We start from the raw sequence: 16,493 nt of genomic DNA on the forward strand, positions 1-16,493 counted from the left end.
TTGGTGGGAAGATCCGCTATGGTCGCGCGTCATGGGATACGAGCTGCGGGTGGTGCGCGAGTCGCCACTCGCCTTCGCGGAGCTCGCGAAGGCCATCGCGCCGGCCGGTTTCGAGCTGCGCGGATCTGAGGAGATCGTGGCCGGGCACGGGGGCGGCACGCACGCCGTCGCCCGCTGGCACGGTCAGCTGGTCGGCGAGCCCGGCTCCGACTGGCAGGTGGCCCAGCTCCTGAGGCTGGCGACCGCGCTCGGAGCCCGGCTCATGGGCGAGGACGGCGAGGTCTACGCGCTGCGCGACGGCGTCATCGAGGTCTCGACGGGCGGCAGCGTGGTGGAGATCGGCAAGTTCGAGGAGATCATCGACGCGGGCCCGTCCGCATGGAGCCCGTGAACCCCTTCGCCGAGCGCGTGCTCGACGTGGTCGAGCGGATTCCGCCCGGCAAGGTCATGGCGTACGGCGACATCGCCGAATATCTCGGCGAGGGCGGCCCCCGTCAGGTGGGCAAGGTCATGTCCACGTGGGGCGGCGGCGTGCCGTGGTGGCGCGTCGTCCACGCGGACGGCACCGCCGCGGCCCCTGACCACCTGCGACGCTGCTTGGACCACTGGCGCGAAGAGGGCACTCCGCTGCGCGGCGAGCGGGTGGACATGCGCCTCGCGCGCTGGGACGGGCGTTCAGCCGATTTTCAGTAACCCAGTTGACCAGCACTTTCTCCAATACGGCGATTCTGTGACATGTGACTCCCATTACCATGGGCAAAACACTGATGGCGGCCCGAAAGGCGGTGCCACCCCTATGGCCACCGGCGTCACAGCCCAAAGCCAGGGCGGCGATTCGCTCGCCGACCGCCTGAAGGCTGTCCAGGATCTCTGTGATCGTGGCGAGCCTTTTGAAGCGGTCATGCGAGCCGTCGGCCCAGGCGGCCGCGACGCGGCATTCGACACCGAGGTGCTCAGCAACCACCTCGGCGCGCGCATCGAGCTGGCGGTCAAACGCGGCCCCGCGCGGCGGCGCGAGATGCTCGACCTCATCCGCCCGTACCTCGCGGGCGTGGACGTCGGCGTCAAGCGCGACCTGCCGGTCGCGCGCCGCGTCCTGTGCCACCTGATCGAGACCCGCCCCGACGAGGAACTCGTCGACGGCGAGACGCTCACCAAGGTGGTGACCGCGGCGGCAGAGCCGTCCAAGCGCATCCGCAAGGGCCTGCGCTGGTACGCCGACCTGCCCTTCCGCGACGAACTGCCGCCCGACCTCTACCGCCTGCGGCGCGCCGACCTGGTGCCCGTCACCCACATCGACGACATCGTCTGGGTCGACGGCAAGCTGCGCGTGACCGGCTTCGCCTACCTGGCGGGGCTCTCGGTCCGCAGCCGCAGGTTCAACCGGGCGACCGTGGTGTTGCGCGGGCCGCGCTGGCTGCCGCCCATCCGGATGCGTACCCGCCGGGTGCTGGCCCCCGAGGCCACCCACGGAGCGCGCGAGCCGGGCTGCAACTACGACTGGTCCGGCTTCAACGCCGAGGTGAGCATGTGGCCGCTGCGCTGGCGCGGCGCCGTGCGCAGCGTGGTCTCGGGCGTGCGCCGCCGCATGCGGCACCGTCCGTCCGTGCCGGACGCCACGACGTGGCGGGCCGAGATCGTGTTCTGGAGCCGGGGCGCGCGGGCCACGGGCCTGCTGCGCGGCTCCTCGATCGGCCGTCCCGAGCGGCCGGCCGGGCTCAAGCTGAAGCCCGGCTGGTGGGTCAGGCCGGTCTGGACCTCCGACCGGGCGCTGCAGGTCGTGCTCCAGCCCAACAGGGCCGAGCTGACCGGCGTGACGCTCGACGGCGAGCACCTCGAACTGAAGATCTCCCTGCCCGGCCGTCAGGTCACCAAGGGCCACGCCAGGCTGGGCGGCCACCGCATCGCCGCCGACTTCACCCCGTCGGGCGACGGCACCGAGGTCAAGGTCGGGCTGGCCGTGCCCGCGCTGCTGCAGGAGAAGGACGGGCGGCGGCTCTGGGTCGAGCCCAAGGGCGACCCGGCGGCCTCCGTCATGCTGGCCGACCTGGTGGAGACCCGCACGCCGGTGGGCGACCGCGAGATCACCGTGCTCGGCGACCGCCGTGACCGGGTCGTGGTCTCCGCCCACCGCATCCGCCCGGTGATCACCTCGGCGACCTGGGAGGGCTCCGCGCTCGTGCTGCGCGGTGACTATCCCGACGCGCCCGGGCCCCGCACGCTCACGCTGCGGCACCGGTCGGGGCTGTCGTACTGGCTGCCGATGGAGCGCTCCGGCCAGGAATTCACCGTACGGGTGGAGCCGGCCTCGATGGATCGCTTCGGCGAGGCCGTCCCGCTCTCCTCGGGCACCTGGAACATGTCGCTGCGCCACCCGTCGGGCGAGATCGTCCCGCTGCGGATGGACCACGCGGCCCTGGGCGGCCTGGACGAGGAGCCGCGCACGCTCGGCGGCCACCTCTACCGGATGGTCTCCACCCGCTTCGACGTCCCGGTGATCACCGTCGAGGAGGACCGTCCCGCGCAGGAGCGCGGCGTCGCGGGCACCCACGTCCTGCGCCGCGTCTTCTACCCGGCCCAGCGCACCGAGCCGCTGCGCGACGCCACCGTGTACGTGGTCAACGACGGCCGGCTCTACGCCGACAGCGTCCGCGCCATCTACGAGGAGCGGCTGCGCAGGGGCGACGACCGCGAGCACCTGTGGGTGGTCAAGGACGGCGCGTTCGTGCCGCCCGGCGGCGCGACCGTCATCCGCGCCGGCAGCCGCGAGCACCACGAGGCGCTGGCCAGGTCCCGCCACATCATCACCAACTCGTTCCTGCCCGTCTGGTTCCGCGCCCGCGAGGACCAGGTGGTGGTGCAGACGTGGAACGGCACCCCGGCCAAGCTCATCGGCGGCGACCAGCCCCACATGAAGCGCGACCCGAGGCCGCCGATCTGGCACCGCCAGGTGGCCGAGGTACGCGGCTGGGACCTGCTGCTGTCGCAGTCGCCGTGGGCCACGCCGGTGCTGCGCAAGGCGTTCGGCTACAAGGGCGAGATCCTGGAGAGCGGCCTGCCCCGCAACGACGTGCTCAACTCGCCCGACAGGGACGCGCTGGCCGCGGCCGTGCGCGAGCGGCTGGGCCTGGCCGAGGGCAAGCGCGTGGTGCTGTACGCGCCGACGTGGCGCGACTACGACCGCAAGAACGCGATGGTCAAGCTCGACCTGGCCAAGGCCCGCGAGGCCCTGGGCGCCGACCACGAGATCCTGGTCCGCGCCCATCCGATGCAGGCCGCGCCCGCCGTACCCGACATCGCCCGCGACGTCACCACATATCCGGATATCGCGGATCTGCTGCTGGTGGCCGACGTGCTCGTGACCGACTACTCCTCGGTCATGTTCGACTTCGCCGCCACCGGCAAGCCGATCGTGCTGTACGGCTACGACCTGGCGAAATACTCCTCCAAGCGCGGCCTCTACATCGACCTGCCCGAGCAGGCGCCGGGGCCGCTGCTCTCGACGTCGGCCGACGTGGTCGACGCGCTGCGCTCGATCGACGAGGTGGCGGCGGCCCACGCCGACCGCTACGACGCCTTCCGCGCCACGTTCGCGCCCCGCGACGACGGCAAGGCCACGGCCCGGGTGGTGGACCACCTCTTCTCCTGACGCCTGAACAGGCCCCGCCCGGCGAGGGCGGGGCCTGTGGCGGTCAGAAGAGCTCGGGCAGGTCGTCGGGCAGCACGTATCGCCGGCCAGGGTCGTGGTCCATGCCGTAGGCCCCGGGCTTCGCGCCGCCGGCCGGCAGGTGCTCGACGAGTACGTACAGCAGCGCCGAGATGCTGGTGGCGCAGACGATCTCACCGCTGTCGATCAGCTTGCGGATCCGCGCGAGCCGCACCCACTCCACCCGCTCGGCCTCCCACGGATCCGACGGGGGCCCGATGTGGGTGGCCGAATCGCCCCGGTAGACGTGGTGCAGGCTGTCGGAGACGCCGTTGCTCGGCTGGACGCCCATCAGCGGACGCAGCGGCCCAGGACGCCAGCCGGTCTCCTCCTCGAACTCGCGCGCGGCCGCGGCCATCGGCGATTCGCCCTCCTCGACCTGCCCGAGCGGGATCTCCCACGCCCAGCTGTCGGTGATGAAGCGGTGGCGCCAGATGAGCAGCACCCGATCGCGGTCGTCGGTCACCACGGCTCCGGCGGCCGGCGCCGTGCGCAGCAGCCGGTGGTCGAGCCGGCTTCCGTCGGGCAGCTCCACATCCGCCACGCGGACGTCCATCCATGGATCGCGATAGAGCGACTTCTCCGAGTGGACCTGCCAGCGCATGCGCTCAACCCCCCGCACAAAGGCGAATTTTGACTGTACGCTACAGGTCTTCACTCTCCGTGAGAGGGCGCAAATCGCCGGTGCCGCCGTCCCATCGTGACGCTGCGGGCGAACAAAGCCACCGGCGTGTCACGAGAAATCCGGCATCTCCCTCGATAACGTAGGCGGATCTCCCAGGGAGACCGGGCAAGTCGGCACGATCTACCCCTGTGGTCTGGTGGAATCTAGTGCTGTGAGTGCTCAGACCTGGCGGTTGGTGCGACGAGGGGGCGGGGGGCCCGCTGCGCCTCCTGTGCTGGATGAGCACCAGCGTGCCGTGGTGGCCCACCAGGGCGGCCCGCTCCTCGTTCTCGCAGGTCCAGGCACCGGCAAGACCACCACGATCGTCGAGAGCGTGGTCGAGCGGATCGAGCGGCGCGGCGTCGACCCCGAGCGCGTGCTCATCCTCACCTTCAGCCGCAAGGCCGCGGAGGAGCTGCGCCGGCGCGTCACCGGCCGCCTGCGCCGCACCACCCGCTCCCCGCTGGCCCTGACCTTCCACTCCTACGCCTACGCGCTGCTGCGCCGTGAGTGCGTGCTGGCGGGCAAGGCGCCGCCGCGCCTGCTCACCGGCCCCGAGCAGCTGCTGGAGATCCGCCGGCTGCTCCACGGCGAGCTGGAGCGGGGCGCGCCCGACTGGCCCGCCTCGCTGCGCGAGGCGCTCAAGACGCGCGGCTTCGCCGAGGAGCTGCGCGACTTCCTGTCCAGGGCCAACGAGCGCGGCCTGGACGCCGAGCGGCTGGTGGCGCTCGGCCGGCTGCACGGGCGCGCCGACTGGGCGGCGGCCGGGCGCTTCGCCGAGCGCTACCAGGACCGCTTCGACCTGGCCCCCGAGGAGACCTACGACTACGCCGAGCTGGTCGGGGCGGCCTCCGCGCTGCTGGCCGACCCGGAGGTGCGCGAGCGCGAACGGGCCGCGCACGACGTGGTGTTCGTCGACGAATACCAGGACACCGACCCCGCCCAGGAGCTGCTGCTGGCCCACCTCGCCGGCGACGGCCGCGACCTGGTCGCGGTGGGCGACCCCGACCAGTCGATCTACGGGTTCAGAGGCGCCGACGTGCAGGGCATACTCAAGTTCCCCGAGCGGTTCAAGACCCGCGACGGGCGCGAGGCGCCGGTGCTGGCGCTGCGGGTGTGCCGCAGGAGCGGGGCCGACCTGCTGGAGGCGTCGCGCCGGGTGGCGGCCAGGCTGCCGGTCGCGCCCGCGCCCGAGCACGACCAGCGCCACGGCCACCGCGACCTGGTGCCGCTGCCCGACGCCGACATGGGCGACGTGCGGGTGCTGCTGGCCGACAGCGTCAGCCAGGAGGCCGCGATCGTGGCCGACACGCTGCGCCGCGCCCACCTGATCGACGGGGTGCCGTGGCACCGGATGGCGGTGCTGGTCCGCTCGGCTCGCCGGCAGGTGCCGCTGCTGCGGCGGGCGCTGGTCAACGCCGGGGTGCCGACGATGATCGCCGGCGACGAGGTGCCGATCGCGCAGGAGCCCGGCGTGCGGCCGTTGCTCACGATGCTCCGGGTGGCGCTGGATCCGGCCGAGCTCGACGAGGGGGTGGCCGAGGAACTGCTGACGGGCCCGCTCGGCGGCACCGACATGATCGGCGTACGCCGCCTGCGCCGCGCCCTCAAGATCGCCGAGAACGAGGCCGTACAGGCGGGCGACACGGGCGACGCCGAGCCCGACGCCGACGGCGAGGCGAACGGTGACGACGAGGCGAACGGTGACGACGAGGCGAACGGTGACGACGAGGCTGAGGTGCCGTCGCGGGCTGGGGCGCGTTCCTCGGGTGAGTTGCTCGTGGCCGCCATCAAGGACGTGCGCGAGCTGACCCGGATCGAGCCCCACGTGGCGCTGCCGGCCGAGCGGGTGGCCAAGCTGCTGGCCACCGCCCGCGAGGCCGCCAGGCAGCAGGGCACCGCCGAAGACCTCCTGTGGGCCGTCTGGGACGGCAGCGGCCTGGCCGGGCGGTGGGGCGAGCTGAGCCTGTCGGGCGGCGCCAGAGGCGCCCAGGCCGATCGCGACCTCGACGCCGTCGTGGCGCTGTTCGACCACGCGGCCAAGTTCGTCGACCGCATGCCCATGGCCGGCCCCGAGGTGTTCATCGACGACCTGGCCGCCCAGGAGATCCCCGGCGACACGCTGGCCGACCGCGCCCCCGACGGCGACGCCGTGCGCGTGCTGACCGCCCACCGCTCCAAGGGACTGGAGTGGGACGTCGTGGTGGTGGCGGGCGTGCAGGAGGGCGTCTGGCCCGACCTGCGCCTGCGCGGCTCGATGCTGGGCGTCGAAGACCTGGTGGAGGTGGTCGAGGGCGCCAAGCCCAACGCCGCCTCGCTGGCCTCCAAGCTGCTGGCCGAGGAGCGCAGGCTGTTCTACGTGGCCGCCACCAGGGCCAGGCGCAGGCTCGTGGTCACCGCCGTGGGCGGGGAAGACACCGACGAGCGGCCGTCCAGGTTCCTGTCGGAGCTGATGCCGGGCGCGGTCGAGTCGGCCACGGTCGACGACCGGGCCCGCTGGCTCACCATGTCCGCGCTGGTGGCCGACCTGCGCAGCGCGGTGACCGACCCCACCAAACCGGCCAGGGTGCGCCGGCGGGCGGCGCGGCAACTGGCCCGCCTGGCCGCCGCCGGGGTCCAGGGCGCCCACCCCAACGACTGGTACGCCCTGACCCCCATCTCCGACGACCGCCCGCTGAGCTGGCCCGGCGACATCGTGAACATCTCACCGTCGGCGGTCGAGAGCTTCACCAAGTGCGGCCTGCGCTGGCTCCTGGAGACGGCGGTGGGGGCGGCCGGCACGAGCACCGCGCAGGGCCTGGGCAACATCATCCACGCCCTGGCCGTGCTGGCGGCCACCGACCTGCCCAGCGAAGACCTGCTGGGCGACCGTCTCGACCAGATCTGGAACGAGCTCGACTTCGGCGGCGTCTGGTACAACCGCAAGCAGCGTCAGGTGGCCGAGCAGATGATCGGCAAGTTCCTGCGCTGGCACAAGGAGAATCCGCGCGAGCTGGTGGCCCTGGAGGAGGCGTTCACGGCGATGGTGTCGGAGGGCGTGCAGATCAAGGGCCGCGTCGACCGTGTCGAGCGCGACTCGGAGAACCGGGCGGTGATCATCGACCTCAAGACGGGCGGCGCCAAGCCCAAGGCGGGCGACCTCGACCGGCACCCGCAGCTCGGCGTCTACCAGCTGGCCGCGCTGCTGGGCGCGTTCGCCAGGCACGGCATGACCGAGCCCGGCGGGGCGGCGCTGCTCCAGCTCGGCAAGGCGGCGGGTAAGAACGACGCCCTGGAGCAGAAACAGGGGGCGCTGGCCGACGACAAGGACCCGGGCTGGGCCAAAGACCTGGTCGACACGGTGGCGATCGGCATGTCGGGGCCGTTCTTCCAGGCGAAGGTCAACGACGGCTGCCGCACCTGCGCGGCCAGGGCCAGCTGCCCGGTCAACGACAACGGGGGCCAGGTGTGCTGACCCCGGCCGAACTCGCCGGCAAGCTCGGCGTTCTTCCCCCCACGCCCGAGCAGGCGGAGGTCATCGAGGCCCCGCTGGAGCCGATGGTCGTCATGGCCGGCGCCGGCTCGGGCAAGAGCGAGACCATGGCAGGGCGCGTGGTCTGGCTGGTCGCCAACGGCCTGGTCAAACCGGAAAACGTGCTGGGCCTGACGTTCACCCGCAAGGCCGCGGCCGAGCTGGCCACCCGGGTCAGAGAGCGGCTCAACGGCCTGGCGGAGGCCGGCCTGGTCGAGCCGGGCTCGCTCGACACCGAGCCGACCGTGTCCACCTACCACGCCTACGCCGCCCGCCTGGTCACCGACCACGCGCTGCGCGAGGGGCTGGAGCCGACGATGCGGCTGGTCACGCCGGCCGTGTCGTGGCAGCTCGCCTCGCGGGTGGTGGCGATGTACGACGGCCCGATGGACAAGATCGAGCTGGGCCCGCCGTCGGTCACGGCCGCCCTGCTCGAGCTGGCCGGCGAGCTGTCGGAGCACCTGCGCTCGCCCGCCGACGTGCGCCGGGTGGGGGAGTGGCTGCGCGAGCGGCTCGACCTGCTCCCCGGCCGCACCACGATCGCGCAGCGCAAGCCGGTCAGCGTCCAGGCGGCCAGGGAGCAGCTGCTGCCGCTGGTGCAGGCGTACGAGCGGCTCAAGCGCGGGCGTGAGGTCATCGACTACGGCGACCAGATGTCGCTGGCCGCCAGGATCGCGTCCGGTCACAAGGAGGTCGGCGAGATCGAGCGCTCGCGCTACTCCGTGGTCCTGCTCGACGAATACCAGGACACCAGCCACGCCCAGCTCGTCCTGCTGCGCTCGCTCTTCGGCGGCGGCCATCCGGTCACCGCCGTCGGAGACCCGTGCCAGTCCATCTACGGCTGGCGCGGCGCCTCGGCCGGCAACCTGCGCCGCTTCCCGCAGGACTTCCGCACCGCCTCCGGCGACCGGGCCCCGGTCCGCCAGCTCAGCGTCAGCTTCCGCAACGGCGACCGGGTCCTCGACGTCGCCGCCCGGGTCCAGCTCCCGCTGCGGATGGAGGCCAGGGAGGTGCCGGTCCTGATCCCGGGCCCCAACCGGGTCGACCGGGGCCGCGTCACCTGCGCCTTCCACGAGACGGCCGAAGACGAGGCCAGGTGGATCGCCGACGGCATCGCCAAGATCCTCGGCCAGGAGGTCGCGCCCGACGGGCTGCCGTGGGGGGAGAAGGAGCGCAAGAAGACGCTTGCCGTCCAGCCGCAGGACGTCGCGATCCTGGCCAGGAAGCGCTCGCAGTTCCCCGCGCTGCGCAGGGCGCTCGAAGATCGCGACATCCCGGTCGAGGTGGTGGGCCTGGGCGGCCTGCTGACCGTGCCCGAGGTCAACGACATCGTCGCCACGTTGCGCGTCCTCTACGACCCCACGGCCGGCGACGCGCTGGCCCGGCTGCTGGCCGGGCCCCGCTGGCGGATCGGCCCCGCCGACCTGCGGGTGCTGGGCGAGCACGCCAGAGAGCTGGCCCGCGAGCTGAGCGACAGCCACCGCGAGAGCGATCCGCTCGACCAGGTGGTGGCCGACCTGGCAGAAGAGCGCGGCAGCCTGGTCGACGCGCTCGACGAGCTGCCCGACAGGGAGGCGTGGCTGGAGTCGTTCTCGCCGCTGGCCCGCACCAGGCTGGTGGCGCTCGCCCATGAGCTGCGCCAGTTGCGTGCGCACACCGCGCAGCCGCTGCCCGACCTGATCATGGAGGTCGAGCGCAGGCTGGGTCTCGACATCGAGGTGGCCGCGCGCAGCGGCGTGGTGGGGGCGTTCGCGGCGCGGGCCGACCTCGACGCGTTCCTCGACGCGGCCTCCAGGTTCGCCGGCGACTCCGAGGACCCGACGCTGGGTGCCTTCCTGGCTTATTTGCAGGCTGCGGAGAGCGAGGAGTTCGGGCTGGAGGCGGGCCGGGTCGGCGAGAGCAACAGCGTCAAGCTGATGACCGTGCACGCCTCGAAGGGCCTGGAGTGGCCGATCGTGGTGGTGCCCGGTCTGTCGCAGCTGGTCAGCTCGAAGGGGACGATCGCGACCGGCAGCATGTTCCCCGCCACCCCGGTCATGAACAGCCGCTGGACGGAGAACCCGCGCAAGCTTCCCTACGGCCTGCGCGGCGACGCCGCCGACCTGCCCCGGCTGAGCGGGCTGAGCAAGGAGGAGCTGGCGGCGTTCGACGAGCACTGCCGCGAGCGCGACCTGATGGAGGAGCGCAGGCTCGCCTACGTCGCCGTGACCCGCGCCCACTACCACCTGATCGCCTCCGGCTACCGCTGGGGCACCGCGACCAAGCCGCTCGCGCCCTCCGACTTCCTGCTGGAGATCCGCGACACCGCCGACCGGGTCTCGACCTGGGCCGACGACCTGGCCGACGGCGCCACCAACCCGCTGCTGGCCGAGCCCGCCGAGGCCGTCTGGCCGGTCACGCCCGAGGGGCTGCGCTACGAGTCCGTGCTCGACGGCGCCCGCCTGGTCGAGGACGCCCTGGCCGGCACGCTGGGCGACGACGACGAGGACGAGCCGCTCAAGACGTACGAGGAGGAGCGGCTGCGTGCCTGGGACCGCGACACCGACCTGCTGCTGCGTGAACGGGAGCTGCACCGGCGCCGGCCCGCGACCACGGTCGAGCTGCCGGCCAAGCTGACCGTGTCGTCACTGGTGACGCTGGCGGCCGATCCGCGCGAGCTGGCCCGCAGGATCCGCCGGCCCGTCCCGGTCAAGCCGGCGCCGCTGGCCCGGCGCGGCACCTCGTTCCACAAGTGGCTGGAGACGCGGTGGGAGCAGCAGCGGCTCATCGACGACCTGGAGCTCTACGACGAGGAGCTCGAAGAGGCCGATGTGCGGCTGGCGGAGCTGCAGGAGCGGTTCGAGGAGAGCGAGTGGGCCGACCGGCGGCCGATCGACCTTGAGGTGCCGTTCGAGACGATGATCGCCGACCGGCTGGTGCGCGGGCGGATGGACGCCGTCTTCGAGCGGCCGGGCGGCGGTTACGAGGTCGTCGACTGGAAGACCGGGCAGCCGCCGCGGGGCAAGGCGGCCAAGGCCGCCACCGTGCAGCTGGCGGCCTACCGGCTGGCCTGGGCACACCTGGCGGAGGTGCCGCTGGAGGAGGTGGGGGCGGCCTTCCACTACGTGCGCGCCAACCGCACCGTGCGGCCGGTCGACCTGCTCGACGCCGACGGGCTGGTGGCGCTGATCGAGCGGGTCAAGCTCGTAGATGATGGAAAGCGGGTTTCGGGTGCATGAGGAAGTCGTGGTGGGAGATGTTCCAGGCGTAGGCCCCGGCCATCTCGAAGACCACGGTGTCCCCGACGGCGAGTGACGTCTCGGCATTCGCCGCGAAGACGTCTTTCGGGGTGCAGAGCTGGCCGACGAGCGTGACCGGCCCCGCGACCCGCCCTTCGGCACGGCCTGTGGGCAGCACCGTGAAGGGCTGGTCGTGGCCCTTGGTGGCCGGCGTGCGCAGGTGGTGGGTGCCGCCCAGCAGCACCGCGTACGCCCGGCCGCGCACCCGCTTCACGTCCACGACCTTCGTCACGTAGTAGCCGCAGTAGACGGTCAGCGCCCGGCCCGGCTCGATCCGCAGCCGCCTGCCCCGCCCCAGCTCCGCCAGCCCGGTCCCGTACGTCTCCCAGTCGAACCTGGTCTCGGGGCTCTCGTACGACACCGCCATCCCGCCGCCCAGGTTGACCTCCTCGTACGGATTGTCCAGCAGCGCCCGCGCCAGCCCGAGCAGCCGATCGGCCTCCAGCCCGCTGGCCAGGTGCGTGTGCAGGCCGAGCAGGCGTACCCGGTCGCCGAACAGCGGCAGGCACTCCGCCACCCCGTCCTCGTCCATCCCGAACGGCCCGCTCATCGTCAGCGCCGCCCCCTCGACCGGCAGGTCGGGGTTCAGCCGGAGCAGCACGTCGGCCTCGACGCCCGCGGCGAGCAGGCGGCGCAGCTCGTTCGGCGACTCCACGTGCAGCCGGTGGTGAGGCAGCCGCAGCTCGGCGTCGGTCTTGCCGGGCCCGCCCAGCGCCACCGGCACCCCCGGCAGCAGGTCGGTGACGTGCGCGTGCTCGCCCGCCGACGACACCTCGAACCCGTCCACGTGCCCGGCCAGGACCCGCAGCAGCTCGGGGTCGGGGTTGGCCTTGACGGCGTAGTACAGCTCCGTGGGGCCCAGCGCCCGCCGTACGGACGCGACGTGCTCGTCCAGCGCGGGCAGGTCATAGAGGTAGGCGGGGACCTCGGGAAGGCGTGCGGCGGCTTCCTGGACGCGCGGGCCGATCATGCGAGCGGGTTCGCGATCGGGACGTAACCGGCGGCGCGGTCGGCCGCCCTGGCCCAGCGCACGCCCAGGTTCGCCTTGGCGGGCAGCGGCGCCCCCGCCAGCAGGTCGGACAGCGGCAGCGGCCGGCCCAGCTCGTCCGCCTGGCGGGCGAGCACGTCGCGGGCGATCCGCCACAGCTCGCGCAGCAGCTCGTCGTCGGTCCCGGCGACCGTGGCGGCGATCTCGGTGAGGTGGTTCACGAGCAGGCAGTAGACCACGCGCGCCCAGCCGCGCCCGGCGTCGTAGGTCAGCGCGCCGGCCACCTCGGGGGCCAGCCCCGACAGGTCGTGCCGGCCCGCGACGAGCTTGGTGCCCTCCAGGTCGCGGAAGACGGCCTGCACGGGGGTGCCGGAGGAGTCCAGCCCGACCAGGACGTTCTGCAGGTGGGGCTCCAGCACTACGCCGTGCGTGAAGTACAGCTCCAGCACCGGCGGCGCCACCACCGTCACGTACGCCCGCCACCACGCGAGCGGATCCGTCACCGGGGCGGCCACGGCGAGGGCGGCGGCCAGGGCCGGGGTCACGCCGGGGGAGCAGACCGCCCAGGGGCCACGCCGGACGATCACGCCGAGCCCCTCGCGCAGCCGGACGCCGAGGCCGGCCGAGCGGTAGCCGGGTTCGGGCAGCCAGCGGGTGCCCGGATGCCTGGCGGCCGTCAGGTCGAAGAGGGGCGCCAGGCGCCGGGTCAGCTCGACCGCGCCGGCCAGCTCGTACCAGGCGTTCTTCCGTACGCAGTTGGTGATCCGGACGTCCAGGGAGAACTTCAGGCAGACCTCCGCTTCCGGGGCGTACACCGTGCGTACGGACGAGGTCGGGGTCACCACCGGGCCAGGGCCCAGGTCGATCAGTTCCGGTCCGAAGGCCGGTCGCAGCAGGTCGAGCTGCCACGGGTGCGCCGGCAGCACGCGGTAGCCGTCGGGAGCCCGGCCCATCGTGTCCAGCGCGGCGGGGTCGCCGCCTTCGTCCAGGACGTCCTCCCGGACGCCGAGCAGCCTGAGGGGGAACTCGGCGTGGGTCTCGGGCGCGTACCGCAGCCAGTCGCCGCCGCCTCGTGCCTTGGGGCTGGGGTGGAACGGGTGCCCGTACACCAGCGCCTGCTCCGAGGCGAGCCACGGATCGGCGGGCGGCTCCGCCTTCGCCCTGGTTTCCAGGATCGCGGCCACGGCACGCCTGCTGGCCGCCACCTGCCCGGCGAACTCGCCATTGTGCCCGCGCGCCGCGACGCCTCCCTCGACGGCGTGCCCGCGCAGCCCGGTTTCAACGAGGTGGACCAGTTCGTCGCTCGTCAGAGGCCGCCACGCGCCGGACTCCAGCCGCTCGGGCCGGCCCTCGAAGCGCAGCGCCGCGCCGCCGGAGGTGCGGGCCCGTAGCAGCGTCCCCGCCACCCGCAGCAGCAGGTACGGCGGCGCCGGCCACACCAGGCCGCGCGGCCCGGCCACCTCCCGCACGCAGCACCGCAGCAGCGCCGCCAGCGTCGCCTCCTCGGCGAGGCGGGAAGGCGAGTCGGCCCGGCCGGCCTCGGCCCGGCAGGAAAGCGCGTCGGAAAGCGCGTCGGAGGGTGCGCCGGCCAGGTCGAGTGGCGCGTCGGTCAGGCCGGAGGGCGCTTCGACGGCCTCGGCGGCTTCGACGGCGTCGACGGCCAGTCCTCGCAGCATTCAAGCTCTCCTCAGATAGTTGGGCCCGCTGGTGCCGTAGAACTTGTTGACGTCACGGGCGCCTGAGCGCTCCTTCGACACGAGGGTCCCAGCGGTGATCATGGACTTGCCGGTGAGCCTGACCGCGTCGAGCGTCCGGCCGCGCAGGATCTTGGCCATGGGGTCGTCGCCGTACTCGTCCAGTGCCTCGGCCAGCGTCTCCCTGACCAGGGCGGCCGCGCGGGCGTGCGGCAGGGCGCCGAACGTCACGGCGGCGGCGGCCAGGTGCAGCGTGATGGTGACGAAGACGTCCGCGAGGGCGTGGGGGTCGTCGTTCAGCAGGCGTTCGTCGGCGAAATCGGGCATCTCGACCCCGGCCGCCCGCAGCCGCGACGGCGAGGCGAGCAGGCCGTCGTTGTCCTTGACCAGCAGGCGCATGCGCTCACCCTGGAAGAGCAGGGCCAGGTTCTGCTGGTGGGCTTCGAGTGCGACGCCGTACCGGACGAAGAGCCGCACGTTCCAGCGCAGCAGCAGCCGCAGGTAGCCGGGCAGCACGTCGCCCAGCTCGGCGAGCACCCCGGGGGCGTTCAGCGCGGCGACCGGCACGATCGTGCCCTCGGGCAGCCGCCTGACCATCCAGGCCAGGTACTCGTGGCCGGCGTGCGCCCAGGTCTGCTCGTCGGCCAACACGACGTCGGGATCGGCCAGCCGGCGCAGCAGCGTCTCGGCCCTGGCGCCGTCGGCCAGCGTGCCCGGCTTGATCGAGCGCCGGTTCCGCACGCCGAGGGTGCTGATGGGCAGGGGCAGCTTGAGGTGCAGGCGCGGGCTCAGCTCGACCGTGCGCATGGACAGCGTGGGCCGTACGGTGACGGCCGCCCGGTCCAGCACCCGTACGCCATCGATCTTGCGCACCTCCGCGACGGACAGCGGATGCACGGGGAAGAGCACCTCGCCGGCGCCGACCTCCCACTCCCCGTCCGGCACGGCGTCGGCGGGCAAGCTTCCGGCGGAGCCCGGGGCGAGCGCCCGGCGCGGGACCGCCGCCCACCGCAGCTCGAACGAGGGCCCGAACTCCGGCGCGTACGCCGGCAGCTCGGCAGGGGCTATCCCCACTCGCGCGCGCGAGGTCGGATAGACCGGATGGTCCACGAACGCGGCCAGCGTCTCGTACGAGGGCCCGGAGCTCAGCACGGAGGCCGCGACCCCGTCGTGCAGCTCCAGCGCGGCCAGGGCCGCCAGGCACTCTTCGAAGAAGGCGGCCACCCCTTCCGCGTCCGCCGGGTCGGCGACCTCCGCCAGCGTCTCCAGCACCTGTTCGAGCCCCAGCCGCTCCTGCGGCGCGAGCACGAAGTCCTGGAACAGCACCCCGGGCGTCAGCCGCGCCCACCGCCCGTCGGCCAGCGTCAGCCCGACGCCGTCCCTGGTCCTGGTGATGCGGGCGGCCAGCCGGCCGTAGTCCTCGCGCAGCAGGGCGTTCAGCACGCGGGCGGCCAGGTAGGCCTCCCTGGAGCTCATTCGACCACCCACGGCCGGGTGGCCCGGTAGTCCTCGATGGCCGCGTCCACCAGCTCGCGGGAGGGGCCGACGCCGCGGACGACGCCCAGATAGTCGCGGTTCGTCCTGGTCAGGGTGACGACGTCGCCCACCTCGCGCAGCGGCCGGTGCCAGAGCCGTACGTCGCCGGCGGTCACGCTCTCGTGCCCCGGCGCCTTCTTGACGACCCCCTCGCGGTCCGCGACGAGGCTGACGGCACTTCCAAAAGAGCTCCCTCTGGTGAAGGAGGGGACGCGCTCCCCGAGGTGCACCCGCAGGATCCACTCGAACAAGGGCACCCCGAGCACGTCCGCCAGCAGGAAGTCGCAGTGGTCGCCGATCACGCGGTAGTTGACCTCGACGATCCTGGGCCCGTCCGCGGTGAGCACATACTCGGTGTGGCAGGCGCCGAACCCCACGCCGAGCGCCCGCAGCGCGGCGAGCACGTGCGCGTCCGGTTCGGGAGCCCAGTCCAGCCGCTCCTCGACGAAGTACGGCAGCGCCCCCAGGCTCGTCTCGAACCCGCCGAGCACCCGCAGCCCGCTCTCGTCCCCCAGGGTCTCCAGCGTCCGCAGCGGCCCTTCCAGGTACTCCTCCACGACCAGCGCCTCGCCGGGACGCCGCCGCCTGACCTCGGCGACGGCCCGCGCCAGGTCCCGCTCGACCAGCATGACGTCCTCGCTGGCCACCCCTTCGCGGGGCTTGAGCACCACGGGGTACGGCACGTCGGCGGGCACGGGATCGCCGGGCCCGAGCCGCAGGCAGAACACCCGCTCGATCCCGGCCTCGGCCAGCCTGCGCCGGGTCAGGAACTTGTTCTTGGCCGTCGCGCACGCCCGCCAGTCCTTGCCGGGCAGCCCGAAGTAGGATGCCGCGAGCGCGGTCTCCGTCTGCAGGTGGTCGGAGTTGGAGAAGATCGCGTCCGGCCGGCCGAGTTGCTCGACGGTGTCGATCAGGGCTCGCGGGTCCCGTACGTCACACGCCACCGCGTGCGGATGCCGCTCCGGGCGATCGGTCAGGATGATCACCTCGCAACCGAGCGCCCGCGCCGCGGGCAGGAAGCCGTCCGTCACGGAGTCGGTCGGTTTGAGCGCGGTCAGGTAGAGCCGCAACGGCAAGGCACCCCCGAGGAATCAGGTAAGGCTAACCTAACTCGTC

At 73.0% G+C, this 16,493-nt stretch carries 10 protein-coding genes; 5 read left to right on the plus strand and 5 right to left on the minus strand.

Annotated elements, in window-relative coordinates:
- Nucleotides 1–31: 31 nt before the first annotated feature.
- The 3 genes from AB0C28_RS36385 (at nucleotide 32) to AB0C28_RS36395 (ending at nucleotide 3,649) form a co-directional block, all read left to right on the plus strand.
- Entirely contained in the window at nucleotides 32–391 is a 360-nt protein-coding gene (locus AB0C28_RS36385; RefSeq protein ID WP_346111412.1) for a hypothetical protein, read from the plus strand.
- A complete protein-coding gene (locus tag AB0C28_RS36390; RefSeq protein ID WP_346111410.1) occupies nucleotides 379–693 on the plus strand; it encodes an MGMT family protein in 315 nt (104 codons plus the stop codon). The genes AB0C28_RS36385 and AB0C28_RS36390 overlap by 13 nt, the downstream gene beginning before the upstream one ends.
- 208 nt (nucleotides 694–901) lie before the next feature.
- Nucleotides 902–3,649, plus strand: a complete 2,748-nt coding sequence (locus AB0C28_RS36395; RefSeq protein ID WP_358080162.1) for a CDP-glycerol glycerophosphotransferase family protein — start codon at nucleotides 902–904, stop codon at nucleotides 3,647–3,649.
- Nucleotides 3,650–3,692: 43 nt separating this feature from the next.
- Here the strand turns inward: AB0C28_RS36395 and AB0C28_RS36400 are convergent, their stop codons facing one another.
- The gene (locus AB0C28_RS36400; RefSeq protein WP_358080163.1) at nucleotides 3,693–4,310 is read right to left on the minus strand and encodes an NUDIX hydrolase; all 618 of its coding nucleotides are present in this window, start codon (nucleotides 4,308–4,310) and stop codon (nucleotides 3,693–3,695) included.
- Between the two features lie 292 nt (nucleotides 4,311–4,602).
- Between AB0C28_RS36400 and AB0C28_RS36405 the strand changes: the two genes are divergently transcribed.
- Together AB0C28_RS36405 and AB0C28_RS36410 are read left to right on the plus strand one after the other, a co-directional pair.
- On the plus strand, nucleotides 4,603–7,824 hold the full coding sequence (locus AB0C28_RS36405) for an ATP-dependent DNA helicase (protein WP_358080164.1): 3,222 nt from the start codon (nucleotides 4,603–4,605) through the stop codon (nucleotides 7,822–7,824).
- The gene (locus AB0C28_RS36410) at nucleotides 7,818–11,099 is read left to right on the plus strand and encodes an ATP-dependent DNA helicase (RefSeq protein ID WP_358080165.1); all 3,282 of its coding nucleotides are present in this window, start codon (nucleotides 7,818–7,820) and stop codon (nucleotides 11,097–11,099) included. The genes AB0C28_RS36405 and AB0C28_RS36410 overlap by 7 nt, the downstream gene beginning before the upstream one ends.
- On the opposite strand, the gene AB0C28_RS36415 is transcribed toward AB0C28_RS36410, so the two are convergent.
- The 4 genes from AB0C28_RS36415 to AB0C28_RS36430 are packed head-to-tail and all read right to left on the minus strand — an operon-like array spanning nucleotide 11,059 to nucleotide 16,447.
- On the minus strand, nucleotides 11,059–12,129 hold the full coding sequence (locus tag AB0C28_RS36415; protein WP_358080166.1) for a type III PLP-dependent enzyme: 1,071 nt from the start codon (nucleotides 12,127–12,129) through the stop codon (nucleotides 11,059–11,061). The two genes, AB0C28_RS36410 and AB0C28_RS36415, sit on opposite strands and share 41 nt — an antisense overlap.
- On the minus strand, nucleotides 12,126–13,823 hold the full coding sequence (locus tag AB0C28_RS36420) for an IucA/IucC family protein (protein WP_358080167.1): 1,698 nt from the start codon (nucleotides 13,821–13,823) through the stop codon (nucleotides 12,126–12,128). The genes AB0C28_RS36415 and AB0C28_RS36420 overlap by 4 nt, the downstream gene beginning before the upstream one ends.
- Nucleotides 13,824–15,317 carry an IucA/IucC family protein gene (locus AB0C28_RS36425; RefSeq protein ID WP_357854605.1) on the minus strand — a complete coding sequence of 498 codons (1,494 nt, stop codon included), beginning with the start codon at nucleotides 15,315–15,317 and terminating at the stop codon, nucleotides 13,824–13,826.
- Nucleotides 15,314–16,447: a siderophore biosynthesis protein gene (locus AB0C28_RS36430; RefSeq protein ID WP_357854602.1), complete on the minus strand. Its 1,134-nt coding sequence runs from the start codon at nucleotides 16,445–16,447 to the stop codon at nucleotides 15,314–15,316. Before AB0C28_RS36430 ends, AB0C28_RS36425 begins: the two co-directional genes overlap by 4 nt.
- Nucleotides 16,448–16,493 lie beyond the last annotated feature (46 nt).

The sequence above is a fragment of the Nonomuraea sp. NPDC048892 genome (genome assembly GCF_040649735.1).
In the GTDB taxonomy this organism is placed as follows: domain Bacteria; phylum Actinomycetota; class Actinomycetes; order Streptosporangiales; family Streptosporangiaceae; genus Nonomuraea; species Nonomuraea maheshkhaliensis.

Excerpts from the sequence above, each read along its gene's own strand:
- AB0C28_RS36415 (WP_358080166.1), bottom strand. The coding sequence starts at position 12,129 with ATGATCGGCCCGCGCGTCCAGGAAGCCGCCGCACGCCTTCCCGAGGTC.
- AB0C28_RS36385 (WP_346111412.1), top strand. The coding sequence starts at position 32 with ATGGGATACGAGCTGCGGGTGGTGCGCGAGTCGCCACTCGCCTTCGCG.
- AB0C28_RS36395 (WP_358080162.1), top strand. The coding sequence starts at position 902 with ATGCGAGCCGTCGGCCCAGGCGGCCGCGACGCGGCATTCGACACCGAG.
- AB0C28_RS36390 (WP_346111410.1), top strand. The coding sequence starts at position 379 with ATGGAGCCCGTGAACCCCTTCGCCGAGCGCGTGCTCGACGTGGTCGAG.
- AB0C28_RS36420 (WP_358080167.1), bottom strand. The coding sequence starts at position 13,823 with ATGCTGCGAGGACTGGCCGTCGACGCCGTCGAAGCCGCCGAGGCCGTC.
- AB0C28_RS36425 (WP_357854605.1), bottom strand. The coding sequence starts at position 15,317 with ATGAGCTCCAGGGAGGCCTACCTGGCCGCCCGCGTGCTGAACGCCCTG.
- AB0C28_RS36400 (WP_358080163.1), bottom strand. The coding sequence starts at position 4,310 with ATGCGCTGGCAGGTCCACTCGGAGAAGTCGCTCTATCGCGATCCATGG.